This window comes from Paenibacillus sp. FSL M7-0802 (assembly GCF_038004945.1).
GTDB lineage: Bacteria > Bacillota > Bacilli > Paenibacillales > Paenibacillaceae > Paenibacillus > Paenibacillus polymyxa_B.
This window is the reverse complement of record NZ_JBBOSD010000001.1, coordinates 2,958,375-2,975,660: the sequence shown is the minus strand read 5'-3', so window position 1 is coordinate 2,975,660 and position 17,286 is coordinate 2,958,375. Positions and strand designations below refer to the sequence as shown.

General features: G+C 43.9%; 19 protein-coding genes. 9 read left to right on the top strand and 10 right to left on the bottom strand.

The genetic code is table 11. The features are described 5' to 3' along the window. Window positions 1-79: 79 nt before the first annotated feature. Complete coding sequence (gene mmuM, locus MHB54_RS13890) at window positions 80-1,027, bottom strand: homocysteine S-methyltransferase (protein ID WP_023990995.1); 948 nt, start codon at window positions 1,025-1,027, stop codon at window positions 80-82. 334 nt (window positions 1,028-1,361) lie between these two features. Here mmuM and MHB54_RS13885 point away from each other — a divergent pair, with 334 nt between their 5' ends. Then, window positions 1,362-2,417, top strand: a complete 1,056-nt coding sequence (locus MHB54_RS13885; RefSeq protein ID WP_340981675.1) for an AEC family transporter — start codon at window positions 1,362-1,364, stop codon at window positions 2,415-2,417. 17 nt (window positions 2,418-2,434) lie between these two features. Then, entirely contained in the window at window positions 2,435-3,454 is a 1,020-nt protein-coding gene (locus MHB54_RS13880) for a 2-hydroxyacid dehydrogenase (RefSeq protein ID WP_023990997.1), read from the top strand. A 50-nt stretch (window positions 3,455-3,504) separates the two neighbouring features. Here the strand turns inward: MHB54_RS13880 and MHB54_RS13875 are convergent, their stop codons facing one another. Continuing rightward, a complete protein-coding gene (locus MHB54_RS13875) occupies window positions 3,505-4,242 on the bottom strand; it encodes a response regulator (RefSeq protein ID WP_023990998.1) in 738 nt (245 codons plus the stop codon). After that, entirely contained in the window at window positions 4,239-5,888 is a 1,650-nt protein-coding gene (locus MHB54_RS13870; RefSeq protein ID WP_340981674.1) for an ATP-binding protein, read from the bottom strand. The genes MHB54_RS13875 and MHB54_RS13870 overlap by 4 nt, the downstream gene beginning before the upstream one ends. A gap of 230 nt (window positions 5,889-6,118) precedes the next feature. Here MHB54_RS13870 and MHB54_RS13865 point away from each other — a divergent pair, with 230 nt between their 5' ends. Beyond that, window positions 6,119-6,301: a hypothetical protein gene (locus MHB54_RS13865; protein WP_013312637.1), complete on the top strand. Its 183-nt coding sequence runs from the start codon at window positions 6,119-6,121 to the stop codon at window positions 6,299-6,301. 98 nt (window positions 6,302-6,399) lie between these two features. Here the strand turns inward: MHB54_RS13865 and MHB54_RS13860 are convergent, their stop codons facing one another. The 3 genes from MHB54_RS13860 to rlmN form a co-directional block, all read right to left on the bottom strand. Beyond that, the gene (locus tag MHB54_RS13860) at window positions 6,400-7,332 is read right to left on the bottom strand and encodes a dihydroorotate dehydrogenase (protein WP_340981673.1); all 933 of its coding nucleotides are present in this window, start codon (window positions 7,330-7,332) and stop codon (window positions 6,400-6,402) included. Beyond that, window positions 7,313-8,014, bottom strand: coding sequence for a dihydroorotate dehydrogenase electron transfer subunit (locus MHB54_RS13855; RefSeq protein ID WP_023991002.1), 702 nt, complete (start codon window positions 8,012-8,014; stop codon window positions 7,313-7,315). The genes MHB54_RS13860 and MHB54_RS13855 overlap by 20 nt, the downstream gene beginning before the upstream one ends. A 139-nt stretch (window positions 8,015-8,153) precedes the next feature. After that, on the bottom strand, window positions 8,154-9,251 hold the full coding sequence (gene rlmN / locus MHB54_RS13850) for a 23S rRNA (adenine(2503)-C(2))-methyltransferase RlmN (protein ID WP_023991003.1): 1,098 nt from the start codon (window positions 9,249-9,251) through the stop codon (window positions 8,154-8,156). Between the two features lie 316 nt (window positions 9,252-9,567). Between rlmN and MHB54_RS13845 the strand changes: the two genes are divergently transcribed. Further along, a complete protein-coding gene (locus MHB54_RS13845) occupies window positions 9,568-10,437 on the top strand; it encodes an AraC family transcriptional regulator (RefSeq protein ID WP_340981672.1) in 870 nt (289 codons plus the stop codon). A gap of 90 nt (window positions 10,438-10,527) precedes the next feature. On the opposite strand, the gene MHB54_RS13840 is transcribed toward MHB54_RS13845, so the two are convergent. After that, window positions 10,528-11,433 (bottom strand): LysR family transcriptional regulator, encoded by a 906-nt coding sequence (locus MHB54_RS13840; RefSeq protein WP_340981671.1) that lies wholly within the window; start codon window positions 11,431-11,433, stop codon window positions 10,528-10,530. Window positions 11,434-11,590: 157 nt separating this feature from the next. Between MHB54_RS13840 and MHB54_RS13835 the strand changes: the two genes are divergently transcribed. After that, a complete protein-coding gene (locus MHB54_RS13835) occupies window positions 11,591-12,331 on the top strand; it encodes an SDR family NAD(P)-dependent oxidoreductase (RefSeq protein ID WP_340981669.1) in 741 nt (246 codons plus the stop codon). Window positions 12,332-12,420: 89 nt separating this feature from the next. Here the strand turns inward: MHB54_RS13835 and MHB54_RS13830 are convergent, their stop codons facing one another. Both MHB54_RS13830 and MHB54_RS13825 read right to left on the bottom strand, forming a co-directional pair. Further along, on the bottom strand, window positions 12,421-12,909 hold the full coding sequence (locus tag MHB54_RS13830; RefSeq protein ID WP_340981668.1) for a hypothetical protein: 489 nt from the start codon (window positions 12,907-12,909) through the stop codon (window positions 12,421-12,423). A gap of 160 nt (window positions 12,910-13,069) precedes the next feature. Beyond that, the gene (locus MHB54_RS13825; RefSeq protein WP_340981667.1) at window positions 13,070-13,420 is read right to left on the bottom strand and encodes a winged helix-turn-helix transcriptional regulator; all 351 of its coding nucleotides are present in this window, start codon (window positions 13,418-13,420) and stop codon (window positions 13,070-13,072) included. A gap of 160 nt (window positions 13,421-13,580) precedes the next feature. On the opposite strand from MHB54_RS13825, the gene MHB54_RS13820 reads away from it, so the two are divergent. Beyond that, window positions 13,581-14,132 carry an NAD(P)H-dependent oxidoreductase gene (locus MHB54_RS13820; protein WP_340981666.1) on the top strand — a complete coding sequence of 184 codons (552 nt, stop codon included), beginning with the start codon at window positions 13,581-13,583 and terminating at the stop codon, window positions 14,130-14,132. A 32-nt stretch (window positions 14,133-14,164) separates the two neighbouring features. Next, window positions 14,165-14,875: an SDR family oxidoreductase gene (locus MHB54_RS13815; protein ID WP_023991009.1), complete on the top strand. Its 711-nt coding sequence runs from the start codon at window positions 14,165-14,167 to the stop codon at window positions 14,873-14,875. A 114-nt stretch (window positions 14,876-14,989) separates the two neighbouring features. Here MHB54_RS13815 and MHB54_RS13810 read toward each other — a convergent pair whose 3' ends face one another. After that, window positions 14,990-15,718 carry a YheC/YheD family protein gene (locus MHB54_RS13810; protein WP_023991010.1) on the bottom strand — a complete coding sequence of 243 codons (729 nt, stop codon included), beginning with the start codon at window positions 15,716-15,718 and terminating at the stop codon, window positions 14,990-14,992. 281 nt (window positions 15,719-15,999) lie between these two features. Between MHB54_RS13810 and MHB54_RS13805 the strand changes: the two genes are divergently transcribed. Both MHB54_RS13805 and MHB54_RS13800 read left to right on the top strand, forming a co-directional pair. Next, window positions 16,000-16,545, top strand: coding sequence for a glutathione peroxidase (locus MHB54_RS13805; RefSeq protein WP_340981665.1), 546 nt, complete (start codon window positions 16,000-16,002; stop codon window positions 16,543-16,545). Between the two features lie 132 nt (window positions 16,546-16,677). Next, window positions 16,678-17,256, top strand: a complete 579-nt coding sequence (locus MHB54_RS13800; RefSeq protein ID WP_028540896.1) for a TetR/AcrR family transcriptional regulator — start codon at window positions 16,678-16,680, stop codon at window positions 17,254-17,256. The last annotated feature ends 30 nt before the right edge of the window (window positions 17,257-17,286 follow it).

Below are 17,286 nucleotides of genomic sequence, written 5' to 3'. Positions count from 1 at the left end.
TCAGCCTGCTTGTTCTTTTTCGGGCCATCGAGTTACCTCTTATAGATAACTTTTATCCCTACGCTACGCTTATCCTCGTTTATACATCTCTCGTCCATGATGCTATTTCCTCAATATCCAGCGGCTGAGTCCGGCAACAGCCGCCAATCAGACGAGCTCCCGCTTCATACCATTGGCGGGCACTTTGTCCAAATGTCTCTGTACAAGTGCTGCCGTGCCATGTCTTGCTGACCGGGTCATATTCCTCCCCCAGATTGGGATATACCACCACAGGCTTATCCGTGTGACTGCGTATTTCGTGAATAAGCGATGGAACGAAATTCGGCAAAGTGCAATTGATTCCTACAGCGGCCACTTGCTCATGCCCATTCAGCCACTCAGCACATGCAGCGGCAGACTCACCGTTGCTGATATGCTGCCCATCCTTTGCGCTAAAGCTGATCCAGGCATACGTGCCTGGGAATTCCTTCAGCAATCGGGCGATGGCCTTGGCTTCAACCAGACAGGGTATCGTTTCACAAGCTAAAATATCTGCACCCGCCTCAATCAGAGCTTTCATACGCGGCCTGTGGAACTCCACTAGCTGTTCCTCGCTCAGCTTGTAATCGCCGCGATACTCTGACCCATCTGCCAAAAACGCCCCGTAAGGGCCAACAGAGGCCGCGACTAGCGGCTTGGGACGATGCCGCTGACTAGCAGTAGCCGTCACGTCAGCCCAAAACTCATCGCGTGCCTGCACAGCAATCCGCACCGATGATTGAATCAGTTCCAGCGCCTCATTTTCGCTTAGGCCCCGTTTAACATAGCCTTCAACGGTAGCCTGATAGCTCGCAGTAATCGCACAGTCTGCCCCAGCTTCAAAATAATCTCTATGTACACGCTTGATCGACTCCGGATGCTCATGGAGGATTTTAGCTGACCATAAGCTATCGTTCAGATCATGTCCATGACGCTCCAGCTCGGTCGCCATGGCGCCGTCCAGCACGATCAGCTGAAATTCGTCCAGTATATGTTGTATCGGGTTCATGTGACCCCTCCTGCTCGTCTTTTCTATTTAACCCACTAATCAAGTAGGGTTTAATGATTTACATTATAGCACGGAAGTTGATGAGCACTCACAAAGCCAAGAAATAATCATTCCGTGAAGACGTCCCCTCTCGTTTCATTTGCCATCTGATGTAACGTATAAATTTTTTAAATTAGTTTCATAAGTTAAATTAATTAGATATTGTTCTTTTTTTCACAAAGTCATTTTACTATAAAAGTGCAAACCAACACTTTGGCCAAAAGATCAGGGAATTGCATCGTCACATTCTGCATCGTCATTTATGTGAAAAAAGGTACAAGAGAGGGTTTTATCTATGTCTTTACTAGAAATGATTACAGCGACCTTAACAGATAACAAAATTCTCAGTTCTATCGCTTCCACCGTTTTTATTATCCTTCTTGGTTTCTTTTGCCGGAAGAAGGGGATTTTTAACGCAGCAGTAGGAAAGATGTTATCCAAGGTTGTTCTAACCGTGGCTCTACCAGCACTAGCCTTTAATTCTTTCATGCAGGATATTAATCCTACAATGTTAAAACAAGGAATAAATGTTTTAATATGGGGAATTCTAATTTATATTATTCTCATCTTTATTTCTAAACCGTTCTTCCTGAGCTACAACAAGGATAAACAGGATGTTTTGCGGGTGTTAACCATTTTCGGTTCTACTACTTTCTTCGGAATTCCAATTGTCGGAGCCATTTACGGTCCTACCGGAGTGATGTACAGTTCCATTTTTAACATAGGGTACCGCATTTTCTTATACTCCTATGGCTATATCAAAATGAGCGGCTTGAAAATGGAGCTTAAAAATCTCAAAACCATGTTTTTGAATCCCATCGTTATCGCCACGTTCCTAGGCTTGTTTGTTTGGTTGTTTCAAGGTTATTTGCCACAGATGAGTGTAGCTACAGAGGATGGGGCCATTCAGCAGTTCGCCTTTCTAAGAATTGATCAAACCGCTGTCTGGCTGTTCAAGCCCATGACCTACCTAGCTGGACTAGCTTCTCCATTAGCCTGGTTATCGATTGGCTCGACATTGGGGGAGATCAGCTTCAAGTCGGCAGCTACTGATAAGACCTCTTGGTATTACAGCATAGTTAAGGTTTGGCTTGTTCCTATTGTTAACATCGTCTTGCTGGCTTTGTTGACTGTATCTCATATTCTGTCAGTCGATTCTGTCGCTTTAGCTACTATTGTCATCATGATGGCTACTCCTACAGCTACCGTAGCCGCAGCCTATGCCATCAGTTTTGATAAGGAAGCCATATTAACTTCTAATGCATCGCTTCTATCTACTATCACTTCTGTCGTCATGATTCCAGTGTGGATCATTACGCTCAATGTCATTGATAAAATTGGAATTTTCTAAATCAGGGGGAAAACAACATGTTAAAAATCATTTGCTATGGTGTCCGTTCTTATGAGAAACCCTATTTCCAGGATCTCAATAAATATGACTTCCAACTAACGCTAGTAGAAGAGTTGTTAACCACCAGCAATGCAGAATTGGCACAGCATCACGATGCCGTTTTGCTAAGAGGAAACTGTGCTGCCAATCGGGAAAATATCACAAAATTCAATGAATACGGCATTCAATATGTTTTCACCAGAACAGTCGGAATCAACCACATTGATTTGGATGCCTGCAGCGAATTCGGAATGAAGGTGGCACGCGTGCCATCCTACTCTCCGAATGCCATCGCCGAGCTCTCCCTAACTTTAGCAATGATGCTGTTCCGACACACCGCTTATATGACTACCAAAAGCTCGTTCAAAAATTTTATTGTGGATGAGCATACATTCAGCAAAGAGATCCATAACTGTAAAGTTGGGATTATCGGGGTTGGTCGCATTGGTCTGACGGAGGCCAAATTGTTTAAAGGATTGGGAGCCTCTGTTATTGGTTATGATGTGTACCAATCAGATGCGGCCAAGGAAGTCATTCCATTCACAACCTTGGATGAATTACTGGCAGAGAGTGATGTCGTTAGTGTGCACGTTCCTTATCTGCCGGGACAGAACGACAAAATGATTAACGCCAGCTTTTTAGCAAAAATGAAAAAGGGATCTATTCTCATCAATACATCACGTGGAGAATTACAAGATAACCAAGCCATTTTGGACGCTTTGCTCAGTAACCATCTGGAGGGCTTCGCTACGGATGTCTTCCCTAAAGAAGATGAATTATTCTTTAGAGCATTTGAACCATGGCAAATGCTCCCGGACCCAACGATCCAGAAGCTTGTGGAGCTGTATCCAAGAGTTTTGGTAACGCCTCATGCTGGCTCGAATACCGTTACGGCGTTATCCAACATGATTGAAACTAGCTACGACAACTTCCATGATATCGTTACAACTCATTCTTCGGATAACCTAGTCCCACTTCCTGTTCTCTCTATGAAATAATTAGGAAGCTCGGTACTCTTGTTGAACAAAAAAGAACCGCTATTTCCAGATTACATCGGAAATGGCGGTTCTTTTATATCAGGATTCAACTGATAGAGCATTAGCGGCCTGCCAACCTTGTGGTATTCTATCGATTCAACCAGAAAGCCATCGTCCACCAGGAACTGAATATATTTTTTTACCGTGATACGGGACAAGTCCACTTCTCTGGCTAACGTTTCAACCGAGAATGGTCCGTCCAGCTCTTGAATATTCTTCAGTATCGTGGTCATGGTTAGTTTGGACAAATTTTTAGATAGGTTTTTCGGTAGATTATGCGATGGATGTTCAACAGGTTTTTTCTTTTCCACACCCGCATGCTCTTCTTTATTAAAATAATGGTCAATAACAGCTTGATTAATTCCGTTCCCTTCCTCCATCACCGTGGCCAGACGCTGAATTTTCTCAACAGCCAGTCTAAAGCGTTCGAATGTAAAGGGCTTAATTAAATAGTCTGCAACACCATAAAAAACAGCTTCCTTCACCGTCTGAATATCTTTTGCAGCCGTAATTAAAATAACTGAAGCATGATACTGATGCTCCTGCATATGTGATAATAAAGTTAATCCGCTTTTTCCAGGTAAATAAACGTCCAGTAATACCAGATCCGGTGACCATTTTTGAAGGCAGTCCTGTGCTTTCTTGACGGTATCTGCCTTACATACAACGTCCAAATTGTCCATGCGCTCGATAAACTGTTGATTGAGCTCAGCAACCATCGGATCATCCTCAACAATTAGAACTTTCATTCATTTGTCACCTCCAATGTACAGGGCAACTCTACATATATACTTGTTCCGAGACCCGGTTGGCTATCAAGCTCAATGATTCCTTGATGATTTTCCACCATGGTTTTAACCAGATTCAAGCCGTAGCCTCTGTCTTCTCCTTTGGTTGAAAAGCCATGCTCGAATATCCTTTTTTGCATCTCAAAATCAATCCCCATACCATTATCTTTCACTTTCAAAATGAATACATTTCCCTCACACTCATAATTCAATTTCAGCTCAATTTTGCCGGGTTCTTTTTTTTGTAAGATGGAATCTATGGCGTTGTCAAAAAAATTACCCAGGATGTGTATGACATCATGAACGATATCCTGCATCTCCACATTAGAGACATCCGAGCTTTCTGCAAGAAGAACCGAAATATTCTGTTCGCGTGCTTCGTTGATTTTACCCATAATAAAACCTGCTAATGCCGGAACTTTAATTCTCTCAGTCAAAAAGCCTACCTCATCTTGATACCGGTGATTTAGCTGCTGAATATATTGACTGACCTCCGCATATTTCCTCATTTCAATCAGCCCGGATATTACGTGCATTTTGTTCATAAATTCATGGGTCTGTCCGCGAAGGGAGTTAATATAATATTTTGTACCACTTAACTGGTTGCTGAGATGGATCATCTCGGATTGGTCGCGCAGCGTTGCAACTGCCCCAAAAAACTCATTTTCAATATATATAGGGGTTACTGTCGCAATGACTTCTATACCATTCACATAAAATGAGCGATCCTTGATTTTCTTTTTATCATCAAACACTCTCTTGAAGAGCACGTTATAAAAGTTGGTATCTAGCTGCTCGCCAATCGGGGCTTTCATCTCTTGGTTTGCCAGTTGATACTTGGCCTGAGCTTCTTTGTTCATGAGCATAATTTTCTTGTCAGCCGAAATGGCTATAATTCCTTCAGCGACCTCATTTTCAATAATTTCTTTTTCGCGCAATCGTGTCGCTATCTCTTGCGGCTCAAGCCCAAATAAAATCGTTTTGATTTTCTGAGCCAGAATGATCGCCCCCAGAACTCCACTAAAGAGCCCTAGCATCAGTCCTCCAAAAATGGTATACTGCGCCTGCATCAAATCATGATTTAGGGTTCTCATGGTCAGCCCTACACATACAATGCCAATGACCTCATGCTGTTGATTAAATATCGGCGTAAAATATCGGTAACCTTTGCCCAAAATACCTATATTCTCAGAAAAATGTCCCTGACCGGATAGCGCTCTTCTGGCATCATTCAAATCAGAGAACGGTTTGCCAACCATCGCGGCATTCGGATGAGATAGCCGAATTAAATCGTGGTTCAAAATGACAACAAAATCCACATTAACGTTATGCATGACTCCAAGCGAGTAGTCTTGGATCTGCTTCACAGGAACTCCCTGCTCAACATTACGAATAACATCGTTGTCACTGGCAACCATCTTGGCAATACCCGAAAGTTTTTCCTTCGTATTATCAAAATGCTTGTTAATCACGAAATTACGAATGAGAAGCAAGGATATAATTAAGGAAATAATGATAACTAAAACAACCAAAATAATAATCATGAATTGTAGCGAAACTTTGAATTGTCGTCTCGGTTTCGACTTACTTTTTAACCGCAACCCCATCACCTAGCTTTTTTGTTAAGCTCTCCATTAGGAATAAGAGCCTATCTCTCTGACCCTATATTCCCTTGATATTCGACATCGTTTGACAATTTCCTTCTTATTCTGCAAGCTCTGCGCGCTCCACCGACAACCAAACGTATCCTTTTATCTGAAATAAAACGATATGCTGAATAAGGAAAGATCAATTCTCCATAATAAGGACGTATACCTAATGAAATGGAGGATATCGGATGATTGACAATCTCGAAAGCAATTACAACTGCGCTAATGCAGGACAAGACCTTCATCAGCTCAAGCAGGAACTCGCTGCGCTTCAGGAACAAGGTGCAAACGACCAGGCGTCCGAGGAAGCCATTCATCGGCTAGAAAATCAAATTTCGTTCATCTTGAACAAGTGCGATATTAACCACTAGTTGAAGCTTGGCTATTTCAGTAAAATAAATAAAACCGACTTGTCTTTTAAAGACAAGCCGGTTCTATATGAATTAGTGTATGCAAAAAGGTTCCAAATTCACAAAATTCCCCGTATCTCATCCAATGACTGCACCTTTTCCCGCTGCATCCATTGTTCAAGGCCATGTACCAGCTCAGCCCCTGCATGTAAATGAACAAAATTGTACGTTCCCACCTGAATGGCAGCGGCCCCTGCCATGGTGAATTCAATAATATCCTCCACCGAGCTAATCCCGCCCATCCCGATCACCGGAATCGACACCGCCTGTGCCACCTGGTGAACCATGCGCAAGGCAATCGGTTTAATTGCCGGGCCGGAAAGACCAGCATACGTGTTGGCGAAGACACTGCGACGCCGGCATATATCTATTTTCATTGCAGAAAATGTATTGATCAGCGAAACTCCGTCTGCGCCTTCTTCCTCGCACATAACGGCCATCTGTGTGATGTTCTCTGCGTTTGGAGACAGCTTGACGACCAACGGAAGCGCCGTCACATTGCGTACCTGACGCACAACCTCCCGCGCTACCTCCGTCTGGATACCAAATTGCATTCCACCCTGCTTCACATTGGGACATGAAATGTTCAATTCCAGCATATCAACGCCTCTGCGGTTCATCGTGCGACGCTTTTGTGCGTTTTCCGTAATCATCGCTACGGCCTGAACGTATTCCTCCAGATTGGAGCCGCCCACGTTGGCAATAACAGCCGTGTTCCAGCGTGTCATGTCATCCAGCTCATCCTTCAAAAAGGCGGCAACACCCGGATTCTCCAGCCCCACACTATTGAGCATGCCCGATGCTGTCTCATGTATTCGTGATCCCGTATTACCAGCCTTCGGATGCAGGGTCAGTCCCTTGCCGACGATACCACCCAATAATTCAGGAGAATAAAATTCCGCATACTCACGTCCGAATCCAAACGTACCGGAAGCCATGATGATCGGGTTCTTGAACGGTACACCCGCAATATTACACGCCATGGAGATCATCGAACTCCACCTCCTCCACCGGGAATACAGGCCCTTCTTTACATACCCTACGATTGCCTCCACGGGTACGCATCGTACAGCCCAAACATGCGCCAATACCACAGGCCATGTGTCTTTCAGTTGAAATATATAAACGGGATGACGTATCCACCGTTTTCATGGCGAGTGCTTGCAACATCGGAGTTGGCCCGCAGGAGAACATATTTGCATAGAGCGTCGGATCGACCTGTTCGACGATGCTTCCCCCTACCTTGACCTGCACAGATGCCGCCACAGCTTCGAACGCTTCAACCCCGAAGGCTTGCTGTGCAAACCCCAAATAAACGTGCGCATGCGGGTAATACTTTGCAGCCAACAGCAACGGAGCTGTACCCATGCCACCGCCGATCAAAGCCAAACTACCCTCTACCTGCGGAAATCCGTTTCCGAAAGGTCCTTCTAAATGAATCTCCTGACCAGGCTGTAATTGGGAAAACAAATTTGTCCCCTCTCCAACAACCCGGTACAAAAAGGAAATACTCTCTTCCCCGATATCATAAATGCTGATGGGTCTGGGCAGCAGTGGGTAACCTGTCCCGCTGCGCAGCATGTAAAACTGCCCCATGTTCCCTTTAAACTTTCCCTCTATTTTCATCACATAAATGCCCGGAACGAGCGCCACATTCGAAATTACGTTAGCCATATAACCCCTCCACTAACCACTCACTATAACGTAAAAGCAGCAACTATTACGTGACTATTTTCACATTTTCGGGTAACGTTTCGCCCTGCGGCTCGTGATATAAAAAAGCGTACTCCTGTTAGAGAGTACGCTTGTGTATTTAACTAATGGCTTCGCGCTCCGCATTGCGGCTACCCTTGGCATCCTTGCGGATTTGCTTGCTGCGTAGCTGCCCGCAGGCCGCGTCAATATCGACTCCATGCTCCAGCCGAACACTACAGCTAATGCCTTGTTTTTTCAGAACATCATAGAAGCCAGTAATCGACTCCGACTCACTCCGCTGGTATTGGCTATGCTCATCCACCGGATTGTACGGAATCAGGTTTACATTGGCCAGATTACGGCGATGGCCCACCAGCTCAGCCAGTTCGAGCGCGTGCTCCTTACCGTCATTAACATCCTTCAGCAAGATGTACTCCAGCGTAATCCGACGATTTGTTTTGTCCAAATAATAATCAATCGCCTGCATGAGTTTCTCAATCGGAATCGCCCGGTTGATCTTCATAATGCGAGTACGAATCTCATTATTCGGAGCGTGGAGGGAGATCGCCAAATTGACATGCAGGTCGGAATCTGCAAATTCAATGATTTTATCAGCCAGTCCACTTGTGGAAACGGTAATATGCCGTGGCCCAATCGCTAGCCCTTTGTGATCCTTAATGACCCGAATGAAATCGGACAGGTTCACGAAGTTATCAAACGGTTCGCCAATTCCCATCACAACAACGTGACTGACCTGGTCGCCCGGTCGTTCCTGATCCAGATACAGCTGGACCTTCATAATTTGCTCTACAATTTCACCGCTGGACAGGTCACGGCTCTTCTTCAACAATCCGCTCGCACAGAAGCTGCACCCAATGTTACATCCTACCTGCGTAGTCACACATACAGATAAACCAAACTTATGCCGCATCAATACTGTCTCAATCAAATTACCATCCTGAAGCCGGAACAAGAACTTGACCGTCCCGTCTGCTGACTGTTGCTTCACGTGTTCTTCAAGTGTTTCAATGGAAAAATGCTCGGCCAACAGGCGAGTACAATCCTCATGAACCTCTGCCATCGCTGCAAAATCAGTAACCCGCTTCCGGTACAATGCGTCCCATACCTGCAATGCCCGGGATTTCTTATGTCCATGCTCGATGAGCCATGCTGTCAATTGATCTAGCGTTAATCCATAAATGGATTCTTTTTTCATGTTCGATCCTCTTTTCAAAACATTCAAATTCGTCTTCCTCTATATGAAACTAAGCACGCACCATTTGTCTCAACCATCATTGCATCATAGCATGTTTAAGCAATCTGCGCTATTTAAACGCCTCTTCCATTGTCCCAAATTTTAATTATGAACACAAGGGGGCAGGCACATGGTTTCTCCAAAATTTTAGCGCGAAATTATATCTTGAAACAAAGTACAAGCCACATTAAACTAGGCGACAGAACCTGTTCAACAAGAGCACGCAAAGACAGGATTACAGATACTCCTAATGATATGATTACAACTAAGGAAGGTGATGCGGTTGGAATGGTTGCTTCGGATCAAGAACGCACTGGATCTGATGGAAGAGAGAATGCAGCAGCCACTCCATATCGATGAAATTGCAAAGGCAGCCTACTCGTCTCCTTTCCATTTTCAGCGTATGTTTCATATGCTAACCGGCGTTACGGTTGCAGAATATGTGCGCAAACGTCGATTGACCTTGGCTGCTCAGGAATTGAGTCTTTCTTCCGCCAAGGTGCTGGATGTAGCGTTCAAATACGGATATGATTCCCCCGAATCTTTTTCTAAAGCGTTCCGAAGGGTACACGGTATTTCGCCCTCTGAGGCCAGAAGCCCTGGGGTAAACCTGAAAGCCTTTCCACGTATCACCTTCCATCTATCGTTGAAGGGAGATCAGGAAATGGATTACAAAATTATAGAGAAGGCGGCCTTTACGGTCATTGGCAAGTCCATTCAAGTCACCACTAAGAACGGCGATAATCTTCGAGAAATCCCAAAATTCTGGAACGAACTGAATGCGGATGGTACATCGGATCAGATTCATGCCTTGGGAACAGGCGACGACATCCTCGGTATTTGTTTGGATTTCAAGCATGGGGAAGAGAAATTCACGTACCTGATTGCCGCAGAAGGCAGCGAAGACGTAGCGACCGCGAATGGGCTGGAAGCCAGAACCATTCCAGCTTCAACCTGGGCAGTATTTACATCCATCGGCCCTATGCCTCACTCGATCCAAAAGGTATGGCAAAGAATTTTTCAGGAATGGTTCCCTGCCAGTAATTATGAGCATTCAGGCGGCCCGGAACTGGAAGTGTATACTATGGGCGATTCACATGCTGAAGACTACCGAAGTGAAGTTTGGATTCCGATTAAGAAAAAGTAAACAACGAACCGACTGCCTATTGCAGTCGGTTTTATACCGTACTGTATTTACATCAGAAGGTGACAGAAAACACAATTCCCTGCATACTCGCTACTCTAGCTTAATGCTCCCAGGCAACTCCCCAAGCTCCTGCTTCAACACAGAGTATAGGCTTGAACCTGCCGGCTTTAGCGGATAGTCTGTTGCTTTGCAAAGAAGGCCGAAGGTCATATCGATCAGGCTGCCGCTTAATTCCCTCACCGCTGTTCCTGCTGGGGCAGAACTGACCAGAATTTGTGGCACAAGTGCAATACCTAAATCGCTTTCCACATAAAATTTCAGAGCCGTCATGCTGCCAATTTCCATCGTGTTTAATATGGTTATTCCATATTCCTTCATGACCATTTCAAGTTTGCGACGATATGGACAGGTGGCCGACGTAATAAGCAACCGCTGCCCCTGTAAATCCTCCGGCCCAATCTTTTCTTTTTGCGCAAGCGGGTGATTTTCAGGCATCAAAACTACAAATCTCTCCCTAAATAAAGGTTCAAAATATAGCTCTGTGCCCAAATCCGGTGCGGAGCACAGCGCTAAATCAATATCCCCCTTGAGAACACGCTCGCTTAGAGTAGGGGTATTCCCAAACTCAACAGAAACCCGAATGTTCGGATAATGGGTTAAGAATCGTTTTAAAATTTCTGGTAGTCGGTAACTGGCAGTCGGTTCGGTCACTCCTATACGAAGGTCGCCTGCGGTTCCTCTTTGCAGATTGTCCATATTTTCCTGCAATTGCTCCATATCCTTTACAATATGTAGACTTTGCTCGTAAAACATCCTGCCCGCTTCAGTTAACTTTATTTTCTTGCCCCGTTCGATCAGTTGAATTCCCATATCGGACTCCAGCTTCTGTATTTGCATCGTCACGGTAGATTGTGCATAATTCAACTCTTCCGCTGCACGAATAAAACTCCCGTAATTCACAATCATTTGAAATGTTTTGAGTGTTTTAATGTCCATTCTCAAACTCCTATATGCACAATTAATTCAATTTTATTGAATTGTAAATTCAGTTAATTCAATTATACAGAACACAATACATCTTCTACAATGATACATATCAGATCATATTATTTTTCAGACGCAAAATGAACTGGATGGGAAGGAGCGAATATATATGGATTTACATCAAAAAGTAGCACTGGTTACAGGTGGAGGTACAGGAATTGGGAGAGCCGTATGTATGGCCTTGGCAGATCGAAAAGCTACGGTAGTCGTAAACTATTCCCGCTCTAAAAACGATGCTGAGGAAACTGTACGTATGATCCTTGAAAAGGGCGGACGTGCTATCGCATTACAGGCAGATGTTTCCCGAGATCAGGAAGTTCGAACTATGGTTGATCAGATTGTCCAGCAATTCGGTACGATTGATATACTCGTGAATAACGCTAGCATTACACATCACATTCCTATGGATGATCTGGAGGCAGCCACGGAAGAGGTATGGGATGATCTATTTGATGTAAATGTAAAAGGCATGTTTTACTGCGCCAGAGCCGTAGCTCCTTTTATGAAGCGTAGTAAACAAGGAGCTATCGTCAATCTGGGAAGTATAGCAGGGCAAACAGGGCTAGGTTCCTCTCTTCCCTATGCGGTATCCAAAGCGGCCGTCCACGGGCTGACCAAATCTTTAGCACGAGCACTGGCACCGGATATTCGCGTCAATTGCATCGTGCCGGGAGCCGTAGCGACAAGATGGTGGGCAGGCAGGGAAGAACAAATGAAGCAACTGTTTCCTCATTTGCTCCTACAGCGCATTTCTACGCCCGAGGATATTGCTAGCATGATCTGCTCTGCTTTGGAACAGGAAGCCATGACAGGCCAGACTATTACGGTGGACAGCGGACAAACGCTGTAAAAATACTGGGATTTCTGCGTAAAAACAAGCCGCCTTCTCAGACAGAAGGCGGATTTTGAGCTATCGTATACCGTCGTTGACTACGTTTTTTAGCTTAGAGATACCGCAATTCGTGTATCTTTCACGAATTTAACAAATAAGTACCGAACAAGCGGCCCTACAATTAAGAGCTGCAGAGGGAAAGCAAAAATAAAATTCTTACAAACTAAAAACAAGTAATTTTTAAATAATGAGTCTCCCGAAAGACCATTAAAAAAGTAAGCTGTCCCCAATCCATAAAGTGACATACAGAGAACCATTCCAATGACCATACAGCATGAGAGGGACAGAATCACAAATACCTTTTTAGATTTGTCGTATGGTAATGAGAAGGCTATTTTCTTTGCTAGTGGACCGACAATAAATAATTCCAATACGAAAGCAATGATAAAACATAAAATAAATTGCAGAAACATTACTTTTAGAGATATTGTGCCAATCAAGTCATTTGTATATAGATTATAAAATGTCATGAATACGACCATCCCCAAGCACATCATTAAACCAAAATAAAAATCTTCTTTCTTCGTTGTTGGCAATTCCATCATCCCTTCTGTGTACCTTGGTAATTATATAAATAGTCAAAACCTCCACATAAGTGAACTTTCTGTGAACTTTATAGTAAGCGCTTCCTTTTTTGTATATAAGAAATAGGCATCGTTCATCTCAACGATACCTTGGAATACTGCGTCATGTCCCTCAATGATCTGCTTTTAAATCTAAGCCAAATCTCTTCAGCTCAATAAAAATACCTTCCAGTCGCTTCCCTTTTTCCGTTAACGAATATTCAACACGCGGGGGAACCTCGGCATATACCTTTCTTTCTAATAGGCCGTTATCTTCAAGTTCCTTCAGGCGTAGGGAAAGCGTTTTGGGGCTAATCCCCTTCATGGATTTTTGAAGTTGGCTGAATCTCAGTGTTCCTTCGATAAGAAGGTCGCGGATGATTAAAAAAGTCCATTTCGTTCCGATCAAGTCAAGTGTTTGGGCAATAGGACACGGCTTGCCTGGTATTCCTTTGGTCAATTCAATAGGTTCTTGGGCGTGCATAGGAACTCCTCCAAAAATATCTGTTAAACCCAATGGTATCACAATAGTTCCATTTAGGAAACTATATGAATTAAATATCACTACTTCCCTAAATAAACTTACTACATATACAATATCGGTGTAGCAAGTCATGTTTTCTCTAATACGAGGAGGTGAAGAGATGAAAAATATACTAATCATTAACGGTCATCAAAAATATGATTCGTCTGAAGGGAAATTGAACCGAACATTGATGGACAATATGGTGCGTCTCTTAAGTGAAGAGAACAAAATCAAAACAACGTCTGTTCAAAATGGCTATACCCTCAGCGAAGAACAAGAAAAATTTTTATGGGCGGATGTAGTCATTTACCAAACCCCTATCTATTGGTTCAGCGTTCCTGGATTATTAAAGACTTATATGGATGAAGTCTATGCTTACGGTGTATTCTTCACGGGTGCTCATGAATATGGTAGCGGAGGTTTATTAACCGACAAGAAATATATGTTCTCCACGACTTGGAACGCTCCAGAAAAAGCTTTTAATGATCCAAATCAATTTTTAAATGGCGCTAGTCTAGAAGCCGCACTCAGGCATTTGCATTCTGCACATACATTTCTCGGCATGGAGCCTTTGAAAAGCTTTGCGTGCTACGATGTTATTAAAAATCCAAATATACCTAAATTTATTACTGATCTTGATATACATCTACAAGCCGTATTACATGATTAACAAATCCAGAGGAACACTAGGAGGGAATCCATTTGCAAAACCAAAAGATTGTCATTATTGGTGGAAGCTCAGGTATTGGTTTAGAAACAGCTAAGCAAGTCATTTCGCTTGGAGCGGAAGTGGTAATCGCCAGCCGCTCGGAGGATAAATTGCACAAGGCCAAAGAAATGCTGGGCCCTCGTGCTGCAATACATGTGCTGGACACGTCAGATGAGCAGCAGGTAAAATCCTTCTTCGGAAAAGTCGGCCCCTATGATCATCTTATCGTTAGCGCGGCAGAAACCTCAGGTGGGTCATTCCTTCAGTTGGAGACGGATCAAGCCCGCAAGCTATTCGAAAACAAATTTTGGGGCCAGTATTATGCAGCTAAATACGGAGCTTCCCAACTTTCAACCGAGGGTTCCATTACCTTATTTTCAGGAGTGGTGGCATACAAGCCGATGATTGGCTCCTCTGCGCTCGGTGCTGTGAATGCAGCGGTTTCGAATCTTGGTCAAACCTTGGCGTTAGAGCTTGCTCCCATCCGCGTGAATGTCGTCTCACCCGGCATTATTGATACACCTTCACGCAGCAAAATGCCTGAAAATACGCGCAATCAATTCTATGATACGATCGCGCATAAGCTTCCTGTGAAGCGAGTTGGACTTGCCGAGGATGTTGCACGAGGTGTAATTTATTTGATTCAAAATCAGTTTGTGACCGGAACAGTCCTTCATGTGGATGGCGGACACATTTTAACATAAAAGCTTCGTCTTAAATCCGTCAGTCATTTAACAAAAAAAACGAAGAACGCTCCCGCATCTTTGCTTGGGCGTTCTCCTCTTTTCTTATCAATGAATGATTTCACAAACTTTATCCTAGTGATGAATACGACGTTTGTTTCTCAAAATGTTGCGAATCATCTTGTGATTGGGGAGCTGCCTGAACAACATATGTCCGGGATGCGGATTGGCCTCGATAATCCAGATTTGACCGCTCTTTTCAATAGCAAGATCGATGCCCAGCTCGCGAACCGGATGATTTGTATCTATCGTGTCGGCAATGATTCTAGAAAGCTCGGTGATCTGGTCCAGAATCTCTTTCATTTTTGTTCTGTCATTTTTAAAGACCCTTAAAAGCACTTTGGACAACGGCGCCGCATGTCCTCCCTTCCGATAGTTGGTAACGACTTTTCGAGGTGCAGCGACACGGCCGGTTATTCCTGAAATGACCCATTCCGATTCCGGCTTCTGCATATACACTCTGGCATCAAAAATGGAACCTTTGTACTTGGCTAACTTAAGTCCTTGCTGTACCAAATAACGGCGATGAGGTCTCCGATAGGTTCTAACTGCTCTTCTTACGGCGTGGGATCTAACGACTCTGCGACTGGAGCCACAACGAATCTCATATTTCCTCCCCAGCTTTTTCGCACGTATGATGCCAGTTCCTCCACTCCCATAATTAGGCTTGATGAAGACTGTGCGATAGGTATCCAGCATCCGTAAAGTCCTTGCATTACTGATCCAGCGGGTTTCGGGCAAGTGAGAACGTAAAATGGGATGTTGTCGCATTTCCTTGTATTGAATCATCTTTCCAATGGGCACGAATATCCCTCGATTCTGTTGGGTTTTTGCACACATTACATGAATATGCAACTATATTCTATCTTGGTAACGGCGAATGCCACAGTTTGCTATGAAAGAGGCAAATCTCCTACTTTCTTTAAGGCGAGTCTTCTTTGATTTCAAGAGAGAAATGAACAATGTGGTCTTTGCATGATGAAGTTATTGCAAATACCTATAAAGTTGATTCCAATAATATATTAGACCAATAATAATTCTGGATATATGATGTATTAAAAAATAACGTGAGGAGGAACGTTAATATGTCTATTTATGATTTTCAGACAACCTCAATTAACGGGAAACCGATTGAATTCTCAGACTACAGAGGAAAGGTTCTCCTCATTGTAAACACAGCCAGCAAGTGTAGCTTCTCCAGTCAATTCGCTGATCTGCAGAGGCTCTACGAAAGACGGAGGGAACAAGGTTTTGAAATCCTTGCGTTTCCTTGTAACCAATTCAATGAAAAAGAGCCGGGTAGCCATTCGGAGGTTCAGGGAATCTGTCAAATGAACCATGGAGTAACCTTCCCGCTATTTGAGAAGACGGATGTAAGAGGCTTATCTCCTCATCCTTTATTTCAATATCTGACCCAACAGGCACCGTTTCAAGGCTTCGATACCCAGACCAAAGACGGTCAATGGATGGAGGATTTCCTGCGGGATAAGTATCCAGAAATATACGCTGGCGACGGTATCAAGTGGAACTTTTCTAAATTCTTGGTCGATCGCGATGGCCATGTAAAAGGAAGGTTTGAAGTAACAACCGAGCCCTGTGCCATTGATCCTGTCATCGAATCGCTATTGTAATTTTTCCGTTCACTTCTTTGGATTCTTTAAAAAAAGAGTATCAAATGACAAAAATGAATATTTGTCATTTGATACTCTTTGTGTTATCCTGACTTCAAGGAGGTGACTCACACGGCACTTGACCGTGTCCCTATGGAAAAATCCTCAGATGTGCTAACCAAGGAACAGATTCTCATCGCTACAGAAGACACCCTTAGACGTTTTGGTGTAGCCAAAACCTCCGTGACCGATGTTGCCAAAGTACTGGGAGTAAGTCATGGCACCATTTACCGACACTTTAAAAGTAAGGCCGAGCTTCTTGAAGGCGTGACCGAAAAATGGCTGAATGAAAAGATTATCGGCCCGTTAACGGAGGTCTGTCAGAATTCATTTATACTGGGAACGCCACATTTAAAACGATATATACAGACCTTGGTCGAACTTAAGCAGCATTATGCCCGCGATGACGAGGAAATGTTTGAGATGTATACGAGGGTCACCGAGCAAGCCGCTGATTTAATCGACCTGCATATCACACACATTGTGGACCAGCTCGCTGATATCATTGCACGCGGGGACATCACATCGGATCAGCCAGCCCAACTGGCGCGTACCCTTTTCTATGCCACAGCCCGTTTTCATCATCCCGCTCATGCTTACGAATGGAAGAGTCCCGTGATTAATCAGGAGTTTTCGGATGTGTGGATGCTTTTAGAAAAAGGAATCACTTAAAATAGATATGGAAAGAAGGAAAAAACACAT

Coding starts and splice junctions, on each gene's coding strand:
- MHB54_RS13845 (WP_340981672.1), top strand. CDS start 9,568: ATGCGGTTGGAATGGTTGCTTCGGATCAAGAACGCACTGGATCTGATG.
- MHB54_RS13870 (WP_340981674.1), bottom strand. CDS start 5,888: ATGGGGTTGCGGTTAAAAAGTAAGTCGAAACCGAGACGACAATTCAAA.
- MHB54_RS13875 (WP_023990998.1), bottom strand. CDS start 4,242: ATGAAAGTTCTAATTGTTGAGGATGATCCGATGGTTGCTGAGCTCAAT.
- mmuM (WP_023990995.1), bottom strand. CDS start 1,027: ATGAACCCGATACAACATATACTGGACGAATTTCAGCTGATCGTGCTG.
- MHB54_RS13820 (WP_340981666.1), top strand. CDS start 13,581: ATGAAAAATATACTAATCATTAACGGTCATCAAAAATATGATTCGTCT.
- MHB54_RS13865 (WP_013312637.1), top strand. CDS start 6,119: ATGATTGACAATCTCGAAAGCAATTACAACTGCGCTAATGCAGGACAA.
- MHB54_RS13800 (WP_028540896.1), top strand. CDS start 16,678: ATGGAAAAATCCTCAGATGTGCTAACCAAGGAACAGATTCTCATCGCT.
- MHB54_RS13880 (WP_023990997.1), top strand. CDS start 2,435: ATGTTAAAAATCATTTGCTATGGTGTCCGTTCTTATGAGAAACCCTAT.
- MHB54_RS13805 (WP_340981665.1), top strand. CDS start 16,000: ATGTCTATTTATGATTTTCAGACAACCTCAATTAACGGGAAACCGATT.
- MHB54_RS13840 (WP_340981671.1), bottom strand. CDS start 11,433: ATGGACATTAAAACACTCAAAACATTTCAAATGATTGTGAATTACGGG.
- rlmN (WP_023991003.1), bottom strand. CDS start 9,251: ATGAAAAAAGAATCCATTTATGGATTAACGCTAGATCAATTGACAGCA.
- MHB54_RS13885 (WP_340981675.1), top strand. CDS start 1,362: ATGTCTTTACTAGAAATGATTACAGCGACCTTAACAGATAACAAAATT.
- MHB54_RS13825 (WP_340981667.1), bottom strand. CDS start 13,420: ATGCACGCCCAAGAACCTATTGAATTGACCAAAGGAATACCAGGCAAG.
- MHB54_RS13860 (WP_340981673.1), bottom strand. CDS start 7,332: ATGATCTCCATGGCGTGTAATATTGCGGGTGTACCGTTCAAGAACCCG.
- MHB54_RS13855 (WP_023991002.1), bottom strand. CDS start 8,014: ATGGCTAACGTAATTTCGAATGTGGCGCTCGTTCCGGGCATTTATGTG.
- MHB54_RS13835 (WP_340981669.1), top strand. CDS start 11,591: ATGGATTTACATCAAAAAGTAGCACTGGTTACAGGTGGAGGTACAGGA.